The 14,966-nt window shown below is 66.0% G+C and carries 14 protein-coding genes; 10 read left to right on the top strand and 4 right to left on the bottom strand.

The genetic code is table 11. The annotated features are described in order from the left end of the window. Positions 1 to 11 precede the first annotated feature (11 nt). Entirely contained in the window at positions 12 to 977 is a 966-nt protein-coding gene (locus ACO2Q3_RS24700; RefSeq protein ID WP_423311573.1) for a DUF4365 domain-containing protein, read from the top strand. Here the strand turns inward: ACO2Q3_RS24700 and ACO2Q3_RS24695 are convergent. Next, positions 974 to 2,704: a UvrD-helicase domain-containing protein gene (locus tag ACO2Q3_RS24695; protein WP_423311571.1), complete on the bottom strand. Its 1,731-nt coding sequence runs from the start codon at positions 2,702 to 2,704 to the stop codon at positions 974 to 976. The two genes, ACO2Q3_RS24700 and ACO2Q3_RS24695, sit on opposite strands and share 4 nt — an antisense overlap. Next, the gene (locus ACO2Q3_RS24690) at positions 2,701 to 4,560 is read right to left on the bottom strand and encodes an ATP-dependent nuclease (RefSeq protein WP_423311569.1); all 1,860 of its coding nucleotides are present in this window, start codon (positions 4,558 to 4,560) and stop codon (positions 2,701 to 2,703) included. The genes ACO2Q3_RS24695 and ACO2Q3_RS24690 overlap by 4 nt, the downstream gene beginning before the upstream one ends. Before the next feature lie 511 nt (positions 4,561 to 5,071). Between ACO2Q3_RS24690 and ACO2Q3_RS24685 the strand changes: the two genes are divergently transcribed. The 8 genes from ACO2Q3_RS24685 (at position 5,072) to ACO2Q3_RS24650 (ending at position 12,166) form a co-directional block, all read left to right on the top strand. Further along, a complete protein-coding gene (locus ACO2Q3_RS24685; RefSeq protein WP_423311567.1) occupies positions 5,072 to 5,515 on the top strand; it encodes a DUF6932 family protein in 444 nt (147 codons plus the stop codon). Next, positions 5,512 to 6,948, top strand: coding sequence for a helix-turn-helix domain-containing protein (locus ACO2Q3_RS24680; RefSeq protein WP_423311565.1), 1,437 nt, complete (start codon positions 5,512 to 5,514; stop codon positions 6,946 to 6,948). Before ACO2Q3_RS24685 ends, ACO2Q3_RS24680 begins: the two co-directional genes overlap by 4 nt. Continuing rightward, complete coding sequence (locus ACO2Q3_RS24675; protein ID WP_423311563.1) at positions 6,941 to 7,594, top strand: DUF4186 family protein; 654 nt, start codon at positions 6,941 to 6,943, stop codon at positions 7,592 to 7,594. Before ACO2Q3_RS24680 ends, ACO2Q3_RS24675 begins: the two co-directional genes overlap by 8 nt. Beyond that, on the top strand, positions 7,594 to 8,616 hold the full coding sequence (locus ACO2Q3_RS24670) for a hypothetical protein (protein ID WP_423311561.1): 1,023 nt from the start codon (positions 7,594 to 7,596) through the stop codon (positions 8,614 to 8,616). The genes ACO2Q3_RS24675 and ACO2Q3_RS24670 overlap by 1 nt, the downstream gene beginning before the upstream one ends. Then, positions 8,613 to 9,869: a hypothetical protein gene (locus tag ACO2Q3_RS24665; RefSeq protein ID WP_423311559.1), complete on the top strand. Its 1,257-nt coding sequence runs from the start codon at positions 8,613 to 8,615 to the stop codon at positions 9,867 to 9,869. The genes ACO2Q3_RS24670 and ACO2Q3_RS24665 overlap by 4 nt, the downstream gene beginning before the upstream one ends. Then, positions 9,785 to 10,321 (top strand): ASCH domain-containing protein, encoded by a 537-nt coding sequence (locus tag ACO2Q3_RS24660; protein ID WP_423311557.1) that lies wholly within the window; start codon positions 9,785 to 9,787, stop codon positions 10,319 to 10,321. Before ACO2Q3_RS24665 ends, ACO2Q3_RS24660 begins: the two co-directional genes overlap by 85 nt. Beyond that, the gene (locus tag ACO2Q3_RS24655; RefSeq protein WP_423311555.1) at positions 10,318 to 10,854 is read left to right on the top strand and encodes an AAA family ATPase; all 537 of its coding nucleotides are present in this window, start codon (positions 10,318 to 10,320) and stop codon (positions 10,852 to 10,854) included. The genes ACO2Q3_RS24660 and ACO2Q3_RS24655 overlap by 4 nt, the downstream gene beginning before the upstream one ends. 61 nt (positions 10,855 to 10,915) lie before the next feature. Then, a complete protein-coding gene (locus tag ACO2Q3_RS24650; RefSeq protein ID WP_423311553.1) occupies positions 10,916 to 12,166 on the top strand; it encodes a DUF763 domain-containing protein in 1,251 nt (416 codons plus the stop codon). A 5-nt stretch (positions 12,167 to 12,171) separates the two neighbouring features. Here the strand turns inward: ACO2Q3_RS24650 and ACO2Q3_RS24645 are convergent, their stop codons facing one another. After that, a complete protein-coding gene (locus ACO2Q3_RS24645; protein ID WP_423311551.1) occupies positions 12,172 to 12,978 on the bottom strand; it encodes an HNH endonuclease in 807 nt (268 codons plus the stop codon). A gap of 50 nt (positions 12,979 to 13,028) precedes the next feature. On the opposite strand from ACO2Q3_RS24645, the gene ACO2Q3_RS24640 reads away from it, so the two are divergent. Further along, positions 13,029 to 13,871 (top strand): hypothetical protein, encoded by an 843-nt coding sequence (locus tag ACO2Q3_RS24640; protein ID WP_423311549.1) that lies wholly within the window; start codon positions 13,029 to 13,031, stop codon positions 13,869 to 13,871. On the opposite strand, the gene ACO2Q3_RS24635 is transcribed toward ACO2Q3_RS24640, so the two are convergent. Further along, positions 13,863 to 14,879, bottom strand: coding sequence for a hypothetical protein (locus tag ACO2Q3_RS24635; protein ID WP_423311547.1), 1,017 nt, complete (start codon positions 14,877 to 14,879; stop codon positions 13,863 to 13,865). The two genes, ACO2Q3_RS24640 and ACO2Q3_RS24635, sit on opposite strands and share 9 nt — an antisense overlap. Positions 14,880 to 14,966: the final 87 nt, after the last annotated feature.

Below are 14,966 nucleotides of genomic sequence, written 5' to 3'. Positions count from 1 at the left end.
GAACCCAGGGCATGGCCGACGCCAAGAAACAGTCTGAGCAGCACATCATCGACCGCGACGGCGAGAAGCTTCTGCGCGCAAAGCTGCCGCAACACTGGTTGCTGCGGGACTACCGGCCGGACTACGGCCTCGACTTCACTATCGAGACGTTCAAGACCGGGGTGGCGGCGGACGGCAAGCTGAAGACCTACGAAACGCTGGGCGAGCACGTGTTCGTCCAGCTGAAGAGCGTGGCGGCGCCGACCCCGGCACCGTTGACCCTCTATGGGCGCGGGAATGTCGAGAAGGCCCCCGAGCAGCTCGACCGCGAGGACAAGGTGGCGGACGTCGACACCTACCGCTTCTCGTTGGAGACCTCCGAGCTCGTGACCGTGGAGCGGATGGGCATCGGCGTGCCCGTGCTCCTGGTCATCGCCGATCTGACCAACGAACGCTGCTCGTTCGTCTGCCTGAACGACTACATCGACAAGATTCTGATCCCGCGCCATGCGGACTATCGCGACAAGGCGAGCCGGACGATCCACGTGCCCGTGCGCAACGAGATCGGCAGCGAGGTGGGTCAGATCGCCCTGCGTTGGTACGCCAAGCGGCCGAAGCTCTTGGCCGCCTTCCAGCGATTCACCTACCAATATTCCGAGCTGCAGTGGGCCGCGGACGGCGACTGGCGAGGTCTCGCCAACTACTTCGGCCGTCGCATCGCCGCCTACGACTTCTGGGACGACACAGAGATGTGCCCCCTGATACCCTACGATGCCGGGGGCCTTCGGCGCTTCATGGAAACGGGGCAACCTGGCTTCGTCAAACGGCCGGCGGAGACGCCAGAGGGGTTCGACGCGGCCGCCCTGACAGCCCATTTCGAGAAGCTCGACGTCTTCGAGCTTTGGCGCCAGCTGTCCCTGCTGCCGAAGACCTACGAGGACGTCTGGCGCGAGTGGTTCTTGCCCACGGCGTTGGGAGAGATGGCCTCGGCGCCCTAGATCTGGGTCACGACCACGGCCGCGCCTACGCCAGTCATCAGGGACCGCATCCGATCGGCCTGGGTGCGGGGGAGGGCGAGCACCAACAGGCGCTGCGCACGAGACGCGCCGACGTAGATCTTTCGGGCGTCTTCGTTATCGTCGCCCGAGCCGACCGCTGACAGGGTGTCGAGGATCCCCTTGGCCGTCGCCGTCGTCATCACCACGCAAACGGCCGGAAACTCCATCCCCTTCACGCTATGGATGGTACGTGCGGGATGACCGCTCGTCGGATTGGCCGCGAGTGCGGCCGCAAGCCCGTCGTTCCACTTGAGCTTCTGCTTGATCGTCCCGCCATCGGCCGCGAGCAGGGGCTCAAGGAGGCGTCGAGCATGGTCGAGCCAAAGCTGCGCCGTTGCGAAACGGTCGCTGGTGAATCTTAGGGCGTCGGCCACGGCCAGGGCTTCGGGCCGCCAATCGTTGGCCTCCGTCGCCGTGTCGCTGAGGTACTGGTGATAGGTCCTCGGCCCCAGCCGGTCCCCGACCTGCAGCATGATCCGATGGATCGCTTCGAGCGCCTCCTTGCGGCCGCCAAGTTCGAAGGAAAAATGGAAGTCGCTGATCGCGGCGGCGAGGCGGTAGCTCAGGTCCTGGACCCCGCCATCAGGGGGATGGCCCAGCGCATTGGCCCCAGTTCGGCGGGTGGCGGCCACCACAGGACAGTCCTCCGCGACCAAACCCATGGCGTCGGTCAGCTCATGGAACTTAACCCCGATAGCCGCGGGGACACCGCCCTTGCCGGTGTAGGACAGAATCTGGACCGGCGTAGGCTCGTTGCGGAACTCGCCCAGGGCGTCGTCGATGAGCGCCCGCTCCCGCGGTGGGCGGAGTGCCACGATCGCCCGAGCGATGTGCTGGCTGGATCGGAAGTTGCCTGACATCGGCAAGCGCTCGTCGGCGGTGAAAGTCGCCGCAAACGCCGTCAGCTCCTGGGTCGCCCCGCCGCGAAAGCTGTAAATGGCCTGGTTCGGGTCGCAGATGACCTTCACGGAGGTGCCTGCGCTCCGGAACCAAGTGATGATCTCAAGGTCGACGGGATTGCAGTCCTGCGCCTCGTCGACCACGAGTTCCTCGAAGCGCCCGGCAAGGGCCGAGGCCAGGACCGCTCCGGAGACCGGATCGAGCAGACGGGCCAACGCGATCTCGCGGGCATCGGCGAAGTCGAGTTCGCCCCGATCAAGCAGCCTCTGGCGCAGATTCCGCGCAGCGGTTTCGTGCGCCTTCACGCTGCCGCGGAAATTGGCGCGCCTCAGCTTGTCCTCGATGGCCGCACCGGATTTCCGGTCGAAGCACTCCAACTTCAAGACCTGGGCCCGATCGTAGGGCTGGATATCCCTGGCGTCCTTGTCCGGGATCAGGCGGGGCTTATCGGCGCATCCATCGACGCCGAACGGCGCGATGAGCAACTGCCACAGGAAGGAGTCGAACGTGCCGATGAAGTGAGGGAAGGGAGGCGTGTCGATCAGACTCTCGCGGCGAAGCCGGTCCTCCAGCTCCGAGGCGGCCGCAAGGGTAAAGGACAGGAAGGCGACGCCGCGCCCTCGCCCCGGCCCAGACCGGTCCCGACGCGCCCGCTCAACCATGACCTGGGTCTTGCCCGCGCCGGGACACGCGGAGATGAACGCCGATCCGCCGTGTTCGATGATCCGCTTCTGCTGATCCGTCGGGATGAACGGCTTGGCGCTCACACCACAAGGGCCTCAATGGCCTGCTTGAGGTAGGGCGGGACCTTGAACGCGCCGCCCTCATTGATCGCGTCGGCCAGAACCTGGGCGAAGTCGCCTTTGCGGGCGGTCTCGAACAGCTCTTGGACCGCAACCGCCTGCGCGGCGCCCGCCTGACCGACGGCGGCGTCCCACCTGGGGCCGGAGTTAGGGTGAAGCGCCAGGTACGCGGTCTTCATGATGTCGGCGTTCCCGGCCCGGACCAGCTCGCTCTCCAGGGAGTAGTCGTTGACGATGACATCCAGCAGCTCCTGCGCGCCCAGCGCTGTGGCGGCGGCCGTCAGCCGCCGTTTGCGTCCCGCGCCCGGCGTCTCCCCGCCGGGCTGCACGCCGCCGCCGTCGCCATCGGTGAGGACGACAAGGCGGTCGGCGATCCGCACCTCCTCGTAAGGGGTCAGCAGCAGCTTCGCGTAGGGTTCGAAGTCGACCCCGTCGATTGGTACGAAGACGGCGGACCGGAACAGGCGCAGCTTCTCGACATCATCCTTCAGCACCATCTTCTTGGCGATCACCGGGAGCAACAGCGCCTCGGCGATGCCCTCCAGCAAAAGGACGCGGCCGCCGAAGAGGAACGCTGACTTAGTCACGTCGAGGTAGCGGTCGATCTTCCGGCGCTCGATGTCGGTGAGCTTGAGCGCGGCAAGCGGGATACAGCGCGTAACCCGTCGCCGTCGTCCGGCCGCGATCACTGGGTTCGGCTCGATCTCCGGCAAGATCTCGGCGGGAACCCCGGCCAGAGGCTCCGCCGGCCCCTCGTCGGCAGGCGCGTCAGCCCCGGCAGAGGGTGGAGGCAGGTGGGAACGGAAGAACACGAGCTTGCGGCTCTCGACCCAGGCCGACAAGTTCGGGGAGTGGGTGGCGACAATGATCTGTAGCTCGCCCGCCGGGCCCTGGTGACCTTCCCGCGGCAGCCGCGACTTGGTCGCCTGTTCATCCAGGAAACTCAGGACCGCCGCCTGGAGTTGCGGATGCAGATGGGCCTCGGGCTCCTCGACCAGGAAGAGGGTCAGGTCGGCGTCGTTCACCTTCTCCAACTCGACGGCGATCGTGGCCATGTAGAGGAGGTTGGCGTAGCCGTGCCCAGAGTAGCGCAGGTCTTCGGGCTCGATGCCGTGGTCGGCGAGCTTGAACCGCAGGTCTCTGGCGATATCGATCAGCTTCTCATCATTGGCGAAGCCAAGGGAGGCCGACTGGCGCCGGACGCCAGCGGTCAAGGCCGAGAGGCCGATCTCAACAGCTCCCCCAACCTTCGTCAGGATTTCGGCGTCTGCCCCTCGGCGCAGGGCCTTGGCCACGTCCTCGGGCGCCCCGCCTTCCAAGAAGTGGTTGAGCAAGGCGTAGATGCGGGTGGGGTTGCCCGAAGCAAGGGCGCGCTTGGCGTCCCGCAAGGGCGGCAGATAGACGTGGCGCACGCTCTCATGGCACCCCGGTTCGGGGTTGCCCCGCTGGGCGCCGGCCCATAGCTGGGGGCGGACGGGAAAGCGACCCGTGGTCTCGTCGTACTTCACGCCAAACGCGCAACCCGAAATGGCGGAGTCGGTCGCGGCGGTGATCAACCGCCCACGCTGGCCGGGGTTCAGGTCGGTGAAAGCCGCGCTGAGCTCGAACATCCGTTTGGCGCTGCCGAAACGGATGTCCGTCGTCTCGCAGTAGATTTCACGCCGCCCGCCCAAGGGCTGGGTCAGTAGGCGGATCGCGTCAATCGCGTTGCTCTTGCCGCCGTTGTTCTCGCCGACAAGGATCGTCAGATCCTTGCACAGCGGGATTTCCGCTTCCTCGAAGGAGCGGAAGTTCTTGAGCCCGAGTTTCTCTAGATACACTGGGCGCTCCGTCGCCAAGCAGAGCCATCGACCGACATCGATTCAACTCAAGCCTTTGATGCAGGGTGAAGTTTGGGTTGTGTTCGCGCAACAGGCTCCGATCAAGGCGACGCCCGGGGCCAAAGCCTGTCGCTCTACCGCCGAACGCCTGCATTTTGCCAGAGGCTGAGGCCGCACTTGGCTCCTTGGCGACGGTTGCAACATCCGCCCTCGCCCGCGGTTGATGTTAGATGCTGACAATCCTCGCCCGCCCCTTGAATGAAGTCTCTGCCACGGGTTTGACCAGCCGCTAGGCTAGCATGGGTGCGCATAAGCTCGCACAAAACAGAGCCTATGCTGATGCAGCTGCGGTCCAAGACTGTCCACGTCTGCGTCCGCGCTTTGCGGTGCTCGTCTTGAACAAGCGCCACCTTGCCACCACATCAGGGCTAACGAACGACGATATGCGCCGCGCACACAACATGTGTGTTGTGTCTTTGACTCTCTCGGCACACAACGTCAGTGTTGTCTCATGGCCGTCCCGTTCGATCCCGAAACTGGCTACCTGCCGATGGGCGTCCATCCCTGGACCTGGGTGGATTTTCTGGCGGCGTTCGCCTGGAATTCGCGCCGGGCGTTCCTGGCCGGCGGCCTGTATCGGGCGCTGGTCAATCTCAAGATGGCCGGCTGCCGCGCGGCGATCGTGGACGGCAGCTACGTCACGGCAAAGGAACGGCCGGGCGACTTCGATGTGGCTTTCGATCCGAACGGGATGAACGGCGCGCTCGTCGACCCGGTGCTGCTGCGCCACACCGACGGTCGCAAGGCCATGAAGGCTAAGTACCTCGGGGAGGTTTTCCCTTGGGGGCATGTCGCCTGCGAGGCGACGGGAATGATCTACGCGGACTTCTTCCAGAAGGACCGCGATGGCCGCGCCAAGGGCGTGGTTCTGTTGGATGTGAGGGCGTTGCCGTGATCGTGACCGACCGCCAGCTGGCCCATGCCAAGGCGCAGGCCGAACGCTTCCGCGCGGCTCTTGCGGCCCTGGACGCGGGTAGCCTGAATTCTACCGACCTCGATCCGCGCCTGAAGGCCGCACAGATCGATTCGGTGCGCACCGATCTGACGATCCTGGAGACAGAGATCGCGGAGTTCGAGCGCCTGCGCGACGGTGCGGTTCGCAGCTTTGACACTGACTCCCTGGCCGACCTGCCGAAGGTCTTGATCCAAGCGCGGATCGCCGCCGGCCTGACCCAGCGCCAGCTCGCCGACCGGCTGAGCCTGAAGGAGCAGCAGATCCAGCGCTATGAGGCCACGCTCTACGATGGCGCCAGCTTCAGCCGCATGGTCGACGTCGCCGACGCCATCGGCTTGGCGGTTAACAAGCGACTGGAGCTGATCGAGCCCGGCGACCCGCAAGCCGTGGTGAAGCGTCTGTCGGCTATCGGCCTGGACGAAGGCTTTCTGAAGCGCCGGGTTACGCGTGACCTCGATCTGGGTCGCGACCGCGAGTCGCTGGGCGTGATGGCGAGTCGGGTGGGCGCGATTTTCGACTGGGCACCGCGCGACATCCTTGGGCCCGGTGCTCTGGACCCCTCTCAGCTCGGCGGCGCCACGGCCCGCTTCAAGATGCCCAAGGGCCGCGACGCCCGGTCCGCCAGCATCTATGCGGCCTACGCGTATCACCTGGCGACACTGTGTGCGAAGGCCATGGCGGACCGGCCGCGGTCCACGATCCCGACCGAGTGGCATGTGTTCCGGAACGCGCTCGTGCATCAGCATGGCGGGGTGGATTTCCGCGCCTGCCTGGACATGGCCTGGGACCTTGGGGTTGTGGTGCTGCCGCTCAACGACCCGGGCGCATTCCACGGCGCCTGCTGGCGGATCAACCACGTCAACGTCGTGGTGCTCAAGCAGGCGCATCGCTACCCGGCGCGTTGGCTGTTCGACCTGATCCATGAGCTGCGGCACGCGGCCGATCATCCCGAGGCCGCCGAGTTTGAGGTGGTCGAAGGGGAGGAAACCTCTGATGAGCGCCGAACCTCCCACGACGAGCAGCTCTGCAGTTGGTTTGCCGGCCAGGTCACACTCGATGGGAAGGCGGAATCGCTGGTCGAGGCGGCCATCGCGCACGCCGATGGCGACCTTCGCCGCCTGAAGACCGCAGTGACTGCCGTGGCTGATCGGTTCGGCGCCGATGTCTCGGCCTTGGCCAACTACGCCGCCCATCGGTTGTCGCTCCAGAAAGTGAACTGGTGGGGCGTCGCGGCCAACATGCAGGACACGTCCTACGACCCGCTGGTCTTTGCGCGGGACGTCTTCTTCCAGCGCTTCGCCTTCGAGAGCCTTGGCGAACGCGAGCTGGATCTCCTCACCCTGGCTCTCCACGACGAGGCCGCCGATGGCTGAAGATCCGGAGTTCAACCAGCAGGCGTTCGCGCCGCTGAACGTGAAGTGCAAGGACAGCGACTGCGCGACGGGCCGCCACGCCTTCAGCCCAGATAAGCGAAAGAGGGACTGGGCCAAGACCTACGAAGGCCAGTGCCGGGAATGTGGCGTGAATCTGGTCGATTGGGATCGCGTGAAGCAACGCGATCTGCGCGACGTGGAGGGCGTGTTCGCGGAGCTACAGCACGAATTGATCCGCCACGTCTTCTTCCACGCGCCCTTTGACGAGAAGTCCCGCAAGCAGGCGGCGAAGCTGGGGCGGCAAGCGCTGCGCCAACGGGTGCGCCCTTATCTGGAAAAGAAGATCGGTAAGGCGAATATCGCCTGGGACGGCCGGCAGACGCCGAAGGGCGAAAGCGCGATCCATTTCGGCCAGCATGCGACCGCGACGTGCTGCCGGAAGTGTCTCGAGTATTGGCACGACATCCCGCAAGGACGTGAGCTGACCTCGGCCGAGCTCGACTACTGCGCGGGTTTGGTGCTGGCCTATCTCGATCAGCGCATGGTGGAGCTGATGGCGCCCGCGCCTGGCGCCGGGGATTCGCCGGATCTGGTCACGAAAATGATCTCGCCCCCGGCGTCGCAGCCGCCGGGAGCGGCGCACTGATGCCCAAGCCGATCGACACCGAGGCCTTCACGGCGCAGATGCGGGCCAAGATCGTGCGTCCGGCGTCCGGCGAGATTTTGATCAGCCGGCTGGCCGGCTCGGACCAACAGGCCGACCTCACCGTGCCGCCAAACTGTGACGGCCTGGGGCGCGTGCGCCACTTCCGCCGGGCGACGCCCGCCGGCTGGCCGCAGAACCCGCTGCCCATCGATCCTGCTGCGCGGGCGCTTGGCCAGGCGCCCGGAGACATGGTCCGCGCCCAGGTGTTCCAGAACGCCGCCTGCGGGTGGCGCTGCTGGTACTGTTTCGTCCCGTTCGCCATGCTCACGGGCAACGCCGCTAACGGCGCTTGGCGCACCGCCGAGCAACTGGTGTCGCTCTACGCGGCCGAAGCCGATCGTCCGGAGGTGATCGACCTATCCGGCGGATCCCCCGACCTCACGCCGGAGTGGATCGTCTGGATGATGGACGCGCTGGAGGCGGCCGGGCTGGCCGAGGCCACCTACCTGTGGTCCGATGACAACCTCAGCACGGACTACGTCTTCACAAAGCTTTCCGACGCCCAGCGCGAACGTCTTACCGCGTACCGCAACTATGGCCGCGTCTGTTGTTTCAAGGGCTTCGACGCCGCCTCGTTCGCCTTCAACACCACGGCCCAACCTGAGGACTACGACGCCCAGTTCGAGCGGTTCGGCCGATATCTCGACCTTGGCCTGGACCTCTACGGCTACGTTACCCTGACAGGTCCGGACGTTGCGGCGGCCGCCCGAGGCGTTCCGACCCTGCTCGATCGCCTACAATCCTTGGATCCGAACCTGCCGTTGCGCGTGATCCCTCTCGAAATCGGCAACTTCTCGCCGACCCGGGAGCGTGACGCCCGCGGTGGCCAGGCCCGCTTCGAGGCCGCAGCGCCGGTGCAGGAGGCCGCCATCGCAATCTGGATGAATGAGCTGGAGCGGCGCTATCCAGCCGGTCAGCGCGCGCGCGCCGTCGTGGACGTGCCGCTGAGGGCGCGGCCGTGAGCGCGGCGGCTAGCCAGTCAGCGCCCCGGCCGCCGTCGTTTCCGGCGCTGGTGGCGGCGGCCAAAGGGCGTCACCCGATCGAATTGCTGGCGGACCTTCGCGATGAGCAGAGCGCCGGCGCGCAGCGGCTGGCCGGCGAGGCCGGTGCCGTGCCGCTATTCACGCCCGCCTTGCAGCAAGGCGAGGGCTTGGCTTTGCCCCATCCGCTCGACGCCGAGTGGCGGTTCTGCGCTGAGACGGCGCGCTCCCTGGTGCGCCAAGCGGTCGCTGCGACCCGGCCTGGCGACAAGATCCTCCTGCTGGGCGTGCCGATCGTGATCCTGGCGGCAGTTGAGAGCACAGCGGATCGTCGGTTCTGCGTAGCCTGCGAGGACAACATCATCGGCGTCGGACTAGCGGCGCGGCTCGGCGACGACCCGCGCTTCCAGGATCGAGTCGCGGTGAACTGCGCGGCCGCGATCGTCGACCCGCCTTGGTATCCCCCCGTGTTTGCGGGCCTGCTCGGCCTTGCCGCAACGGCCTGCAGCCTGGACGCTGCGATCTTTGTTGGCACGCCGCCTTTGGGCGTACGGCCAACGTCGGAGATGGAGCGCCAGGAGCTCCTCGCGACCGCGGGTCGCCTTGGCCTCACCTTGGTCGAGCAGGCCTCTGAGGCCCTGACCTACCGCACGCCCGCCTTCGAAGCGGCCGCCATGCAAGCCGCCGGCCTCCACCTATGGCTGCCGACATGGCGCCGTGGCGATCTCCTGGTATTCCGCCGCGCCGAAATCCGTGTCGGCCCCCCACTCCCGCCAGCGCCGCCGGCCTTCGAGCTGACGCTGCACGGCGTCCGTCTGCGACTGCTGGCGCAGCCGGCGCCGGGGCTCGATCGCATCGCGCCTCTCGTGAACGGCGAGGTGTTCCCCAGTGTCAGCACCCGCACGCCAGGCCGCGCGCGGGCCAATCTCTGGACCAGCGGCAACCGCGCCTTCAGCTGCCCGCCGGCCGCCACCCTTGCCGCCCTGCAGCTCCTCGCAGCCGAGCACGACCTGTGGCCAAAAGGACTCGATCCGGCGCGAACCGAGGCCCAAGATTCGACGCCGATTGACCCGATTCATCTGGTTGCCGAGCTTGCGCGAATCGCTGCGCGCGACCTTGCGCATTCGGTGGCGCTGATTGGAGGGTCGTCTTGGGACCGGGCTGCGAACGACGCGCGATTCTTGAACGGCTCCGCGGCCACGTTCCGGCGAACTCTGGCTGGGGCCGCCGGCTGAGCGGGCTACTCGCCCAGACCGAGATCAGCGTCGGCGTCCATCTGGCGATCTTCGTTGAACCCTTTCTCTCGGCGGTCCTCGATGGCCGTAAGACCGTGGAGTCGCGCTTCGGCGTCCATCGCCGTCCGCCCTACCGCTGTGTCGATCCGAACGACATCATCCTTATCAAGCGGAGTGGGGGTCCGATCGTCGGCGTAGCCCAGGCGGGCGCTGCGACCTTCCACCAGCTCTCCCCGCGCGTGCTTTCCGACATCCGCGAACAGTTCGCCGGCCAGCTCTTCGCCCTGGACGACGCGTTCTGGGAGAGCCGCGCGGAAAAGCAGTACGCAACGCTGATCGAACTCAACGATCCAGCGGAAGTCACGCCGCTGCCTTTCCCAAAGCGTGACCGGCAAGGCTGGGTGATCATCGACCGCCGCCCGGAACGCGAGCCGCAGTTGGCGTTCCAATGATCATCGCACTTGCCGGCGCCATTGGCAGCGGCAAGAGCACCTTGGCCAACGCCCTGGCCGCGGTCCGCGAGTCCCGATGTGCCAGCTTTGGCAGCTATGTCCGGCACCTGGTTGACGAGCGCGGCCTCGACGTGAACGACCGCACGGTCCTCCAGGACGTTGGCCATGAGCGAGTCGAGACCGACGCCCGCGTCTTCCTGGACGACACTTTGCAATGGGCCGGCCATCACCCGGCGGGTGAACTCGTGCTCGACGGCGTCAGGCACTTGAAGATCCTGGCCGCGCTGCACGCGCGGGCTCGGGAGCTGAACGACCCAACGGTCCTGGTCTACCTGGACACCCCGGTCGACGTCCGCCATGCGCGCGTCGCCTCCCGCGGCAAGACCCTAGAACAAATCCTTGAGGACGAGCGCCACCCGGCAGAACGGGACCTCTACGAAGGTCTACGCAACGCCGCAGATCTCAGACTTGATGGTGATCGCCCCGTACAAGAGCTGCGAGACAAGGTTCTGGCTTTCCTGGCGGGGCGGTGATGCAACGCCTGTTCGGCCGTCACGTTTATGATAGAACAAGACGAGAACGAAGGGCTGAGTCTTGAGCCAACGCACCGGGAGTGCCGATCTGCCGTTACATGGCGGCCGCGTGCCCGCGTGGTTGTCCGATCGGATGACGGCGCTGGGCGTCGTCATATGCGAGGCCATCATCCATCACTATGGGCGCGACGAGCTGCTGCGACGCTTGGCGCATCCGTTCTGGTTTCAAGCCTTCGGCTCGGTCATGGGGATGGATTGGCACTCGTCCGGCATCACCACGAGCGTGCTCGGAGCCCTGAAGCGAGGCCTCGCGCCACGATCGAAGGACCTTGGCGTCCATGTTTGCGGCGGCCGCGGCAAACACTCTCGCCAGACGCCACACGAGCTCGTGTCGCTCGGCGATCGCCTCGGGTTTGACGGCGCCGGCTTGGCGACTACCAGCCGGCTTATCGCCAAGGTCGACAGCGCCGCGGTGCAGGACGGCTTCGACCTCTACCTGCACGGGTTCATCGTCAGTGACGACGCGCGCTGGGTGGTGGTGCAGCAAGGGATGAAGGGCGAGGCCGGCCAGGCGCGCCGCTATCATTGGCTGTCGGAGGGTTTGGAGAGCTTCGTCGATGCCCCCCATGTCGGGATCGACGGTGAGACCCAAGGCGACATCCTGAACCTCACGGATCTGCGCGCCGGTGCCTCGCGCAGCGCGCAGATCGAACTGCTGAACACGCTGGGCGCCGAGGGGGTGGCTCGCGAAGTCGCGGCGATCGAGCGCGCAGAGGCCCCCGCGCCGCCTCCGGAGCCCCAGATGATGTTGCCCCACTTGAGCCTGCCGGCGCACCACGACGTTCGGCCGGACGACGTCGTGATGACTCGTCTCCAGGGCAACCTGGCCGCGGCTGCCGAGCGGGGTCCCGTGGACTTCACCGAACTCCTGCAGGTCCCGGGCGTCGGAGCCCGGACAGTGCGGGCGCTCGCGCTCGTCGCCGAGGTGATGCACGGCGCGCCCTGCCGTTTCAGCGATCCCGCGCGGTTCGCCTTCGCCCATGGCGGCAAGGATCGCCACCCGTTTCCGGTGCCGATTCACGTCTACGACCAGACGATCTCGGTGCTGAAGAGCGCAGTGAGCAACGCCAAGCTGGGACAGGACGACCAGCTCCACGCCCTGCAGCGCCTCGACGCGGAATCGCGCCGGCTGGAGAGCGTGGCGGCCGCGATCAGCTTCGAGAAGGTGGTGACCGAAGAACGCGTCCGGTCCGGCCGATATGGCGGTCGGAGCATCTTCGGCTGGGAAGCGGACGCGCGCCGGATCGCCTAGTCGAGTCAGGGCTTGGCGGGCATTTCGTAGAGCTCCAGGTTCTTTGGCGCGTAGAGCGGACTCGCTTGGTTGTTGGCGTCTAGCCACGCGAGATAGCCGTCCACGTCGGGGCCGCCGATGTTGATTGCGAACTCGACCCCGAAGATCGCCTGCGCGAAATAGATTTCCTGGCCCGGCGTCACGAGAAAATCCGACTCATGCATGACTTGGCGCCACGAACCGTCGGCGCCGAGCGTCCGCGCGTTCGAAGAATAGATTCTTCGAACGTGTACAGACCAGTCCATGGGCTGCCCCCGGCGCGCGTGATTGCGCAAAGGGTCGAGCTGCGGATCGTCGATGAACTGCTCGAGGAGCCCCGCATCGTGGATCAGCCGTGCAGCCATGGACTCGGCGGCCACCTTCGCAAGGAACCGCGATAGGACCGCGCCGGAGGGCAGCGCGCCCCCCATGGGCATCAGAAGTCGGCCTTCGGGCCGTGCTGCGAGACGGCTGAAGTGCTCCGTCGGCACCGCCGCCGAGAGCGACCCGTCCTTGGCGTCGCGGAACAGCTGGACCGGAACGTCGGGATCGAGCAGTCCGATGATCGAAGGCACGCGGCCCTTCTTGCTCGGCAGGCCCTCGTGGAATCGCATCTGGCGGACCGCATCAGCCTCTAGGAACGGCTTCTCCACGGCCTTGGCGAAGTAGTTGTTGCACTTGTCGCAAACGACCCCCTTCGGCAGCACAAGCTTGGAGTTGCCCAGGGATTCCGGGAGGATGTGCTCCACGCTGCGGGAGCCGGACGACTCTATCCTACAGAAGATGCATCTCACCTGACACCTCCCCGAGACGGGGTTGGCCCCAACGCAAGCAGGATTCCCCGATGGTCTCAATCGCGGTCGGCACGGGCGGCAGCGTGTTCATCACAGGTCACGGGGTGGCTATCGCGGATGAGTTCGAACTGTCGCCGGGGATCACCCTGACGCCGGAAGTCCCCCGTCAGACCGCTTCCTTCGGCTCGACCGTCAGCCAGTTGCCCGCCCATGCGGCGTTGTTGGTGATGGAGACAGTCGCCGACTTTTCCATACGGATCGAGCATTCCGACGGCGGCGAGGCGCTGGCGGTGAAGGCGTGGAACGCCCTTTGGCTCTTCAGCCTGCTCAGCTTGGCGTTTCGGGCGCCGATCATTCCCCTCTACAGCTACGCGAAGGGACGCGGCTTCGCGGTCGCGAACCGCAACCTGATGATCCGGCCGCGCCCGAAGGTGTTGGAGCCCGCTGCTGAGTCCCTAGCCTGGGCGGCCGCCAGTGTGGGGCGGTTTGACGCTGTGTTGGCCGACCGGCGGTTCCGGACCGCGCAGCGCTACTACAACAATGCGCACGACCTGTTCGATGACGACGCCAAGATCATGCTGCTGTGGGCCGGCATCGAAGGGCTGCTCGGCGTCGACGCTGAAATCAGCCGCCGGATCGCCCTGCACGCCGCGATCCTATTGGACGGCACGCCCGATGAGAAAATGGCGACTTATCAAGCGGTGAAGAAGGCCTATGCCGCACGCTCTAAGGTCGTGCACGGCGTGGGGATGGATCAGGCCGCGCTTTCGTCGGCTTACGACTTCGCGAGCGGCCTCCTCGTCAAGGTTCTGCGAAAGATTGTCGATCTTGGTCGCATGCCGACGATGGCTGAGCTTGACCGCGTGGCCGCCTCGGGATCGCTGTCAAGCTAGTGGACCCGATCGCCCGCGAGTTGGCCCTAGATCAATCGTCTCCCAATGGGCAGTCACTCGCTCAGCAACACCGTCCAGCTTCGCTTCGAACCGGCCCAGCATCCGCATAGCTCGTAATAGGATCAGGCCGCCGGCCCCCGAAGAGAGATAGGGGTTCTCAAGCAATACAGGCTGCTTCTCGATTTCGCGGCAAATCCTGAGCGCGAACTGGTCGGCTTCGTACTCCTCGCGCCGAGCTGCCGTCACATCGATGGCGCGCCCGTGATCGAGATGGTGGTGCCCGAATTCGTGGGCGGTGGCGAAGAGCTCCATCGCCCGGGCGACCTGCTCAAACAGGATGGCCTCGAAAGGACTCGACGGTCGAAATGGCACGAGGACGTGCATGCCCGTCACCGCGTACGAGAGGTAGATTTGCAGCCAGTACTTGAGAAGGTCGGGCCGGGAGCGGATTCGACGGACGCCGTCCTCGGGGCGATAGTTCGCGCTCTCCCAAGCGGTAGGGTCGAGCATCACCGTACGAGTGAACGCGCGTGCCACGACTCCGCAGAACCGAAATAGCTGTGCCCCGACGGTCACGATGCTCTCGTCGGTCATGATCACGTTGGTCTTGGCCGCCCATGGGCCCAGACGCGGCTCGATCCCGCGGGCGACGCGGCCATGCGAGTCCATTCCGAGGCGAGTCATCGCCGCTTCAACATCGTCGCAGAGCTTGCCGAATATGAACTCGGCGTGCGGCGCTACACCGGGGCTGGTCGAGGGGGCCGCCGCAATTCGCTCTTCCTGAGCCTGCAGGAGGCTATCGATCTGGTCGTCGGTCCAACCGGCGTCGCGCATTGCGATGCGAAGCTTCTGCCGATCGGGCTCCGGATCGTAATCCGGGTCCTGCAAGGTCGCGTTCGGATGCTCAGAGAGGCGCTTGAGGACCTGGCTCCAGAGGTCCTTCGCGGAAAGGTTCCGTGCATCCGCTGGTGGCGCTTCGCGCCGGGTGCGGCGGGTTTGTCGGCTCACCTGACAAGCTGCCCGCGATGCGCCTGATCGATCGGTTCGGTCATGGGCGTGAGACGAGTGCTCTGAGATGCGCTTGCCATCAGGCGC

Source organism: Caulobacter sp. KR2-114, assembly GCF_049446115.1.
Classification (GTDB): Bacteria; Pseudomonadota; Alphaproteobacteria; order Caulobacterales; family Caulobacteraceae; genus Acaudatibacter.
This window is presented reverse-complemented; position numbering and strand designations above follow the sequence as displayed.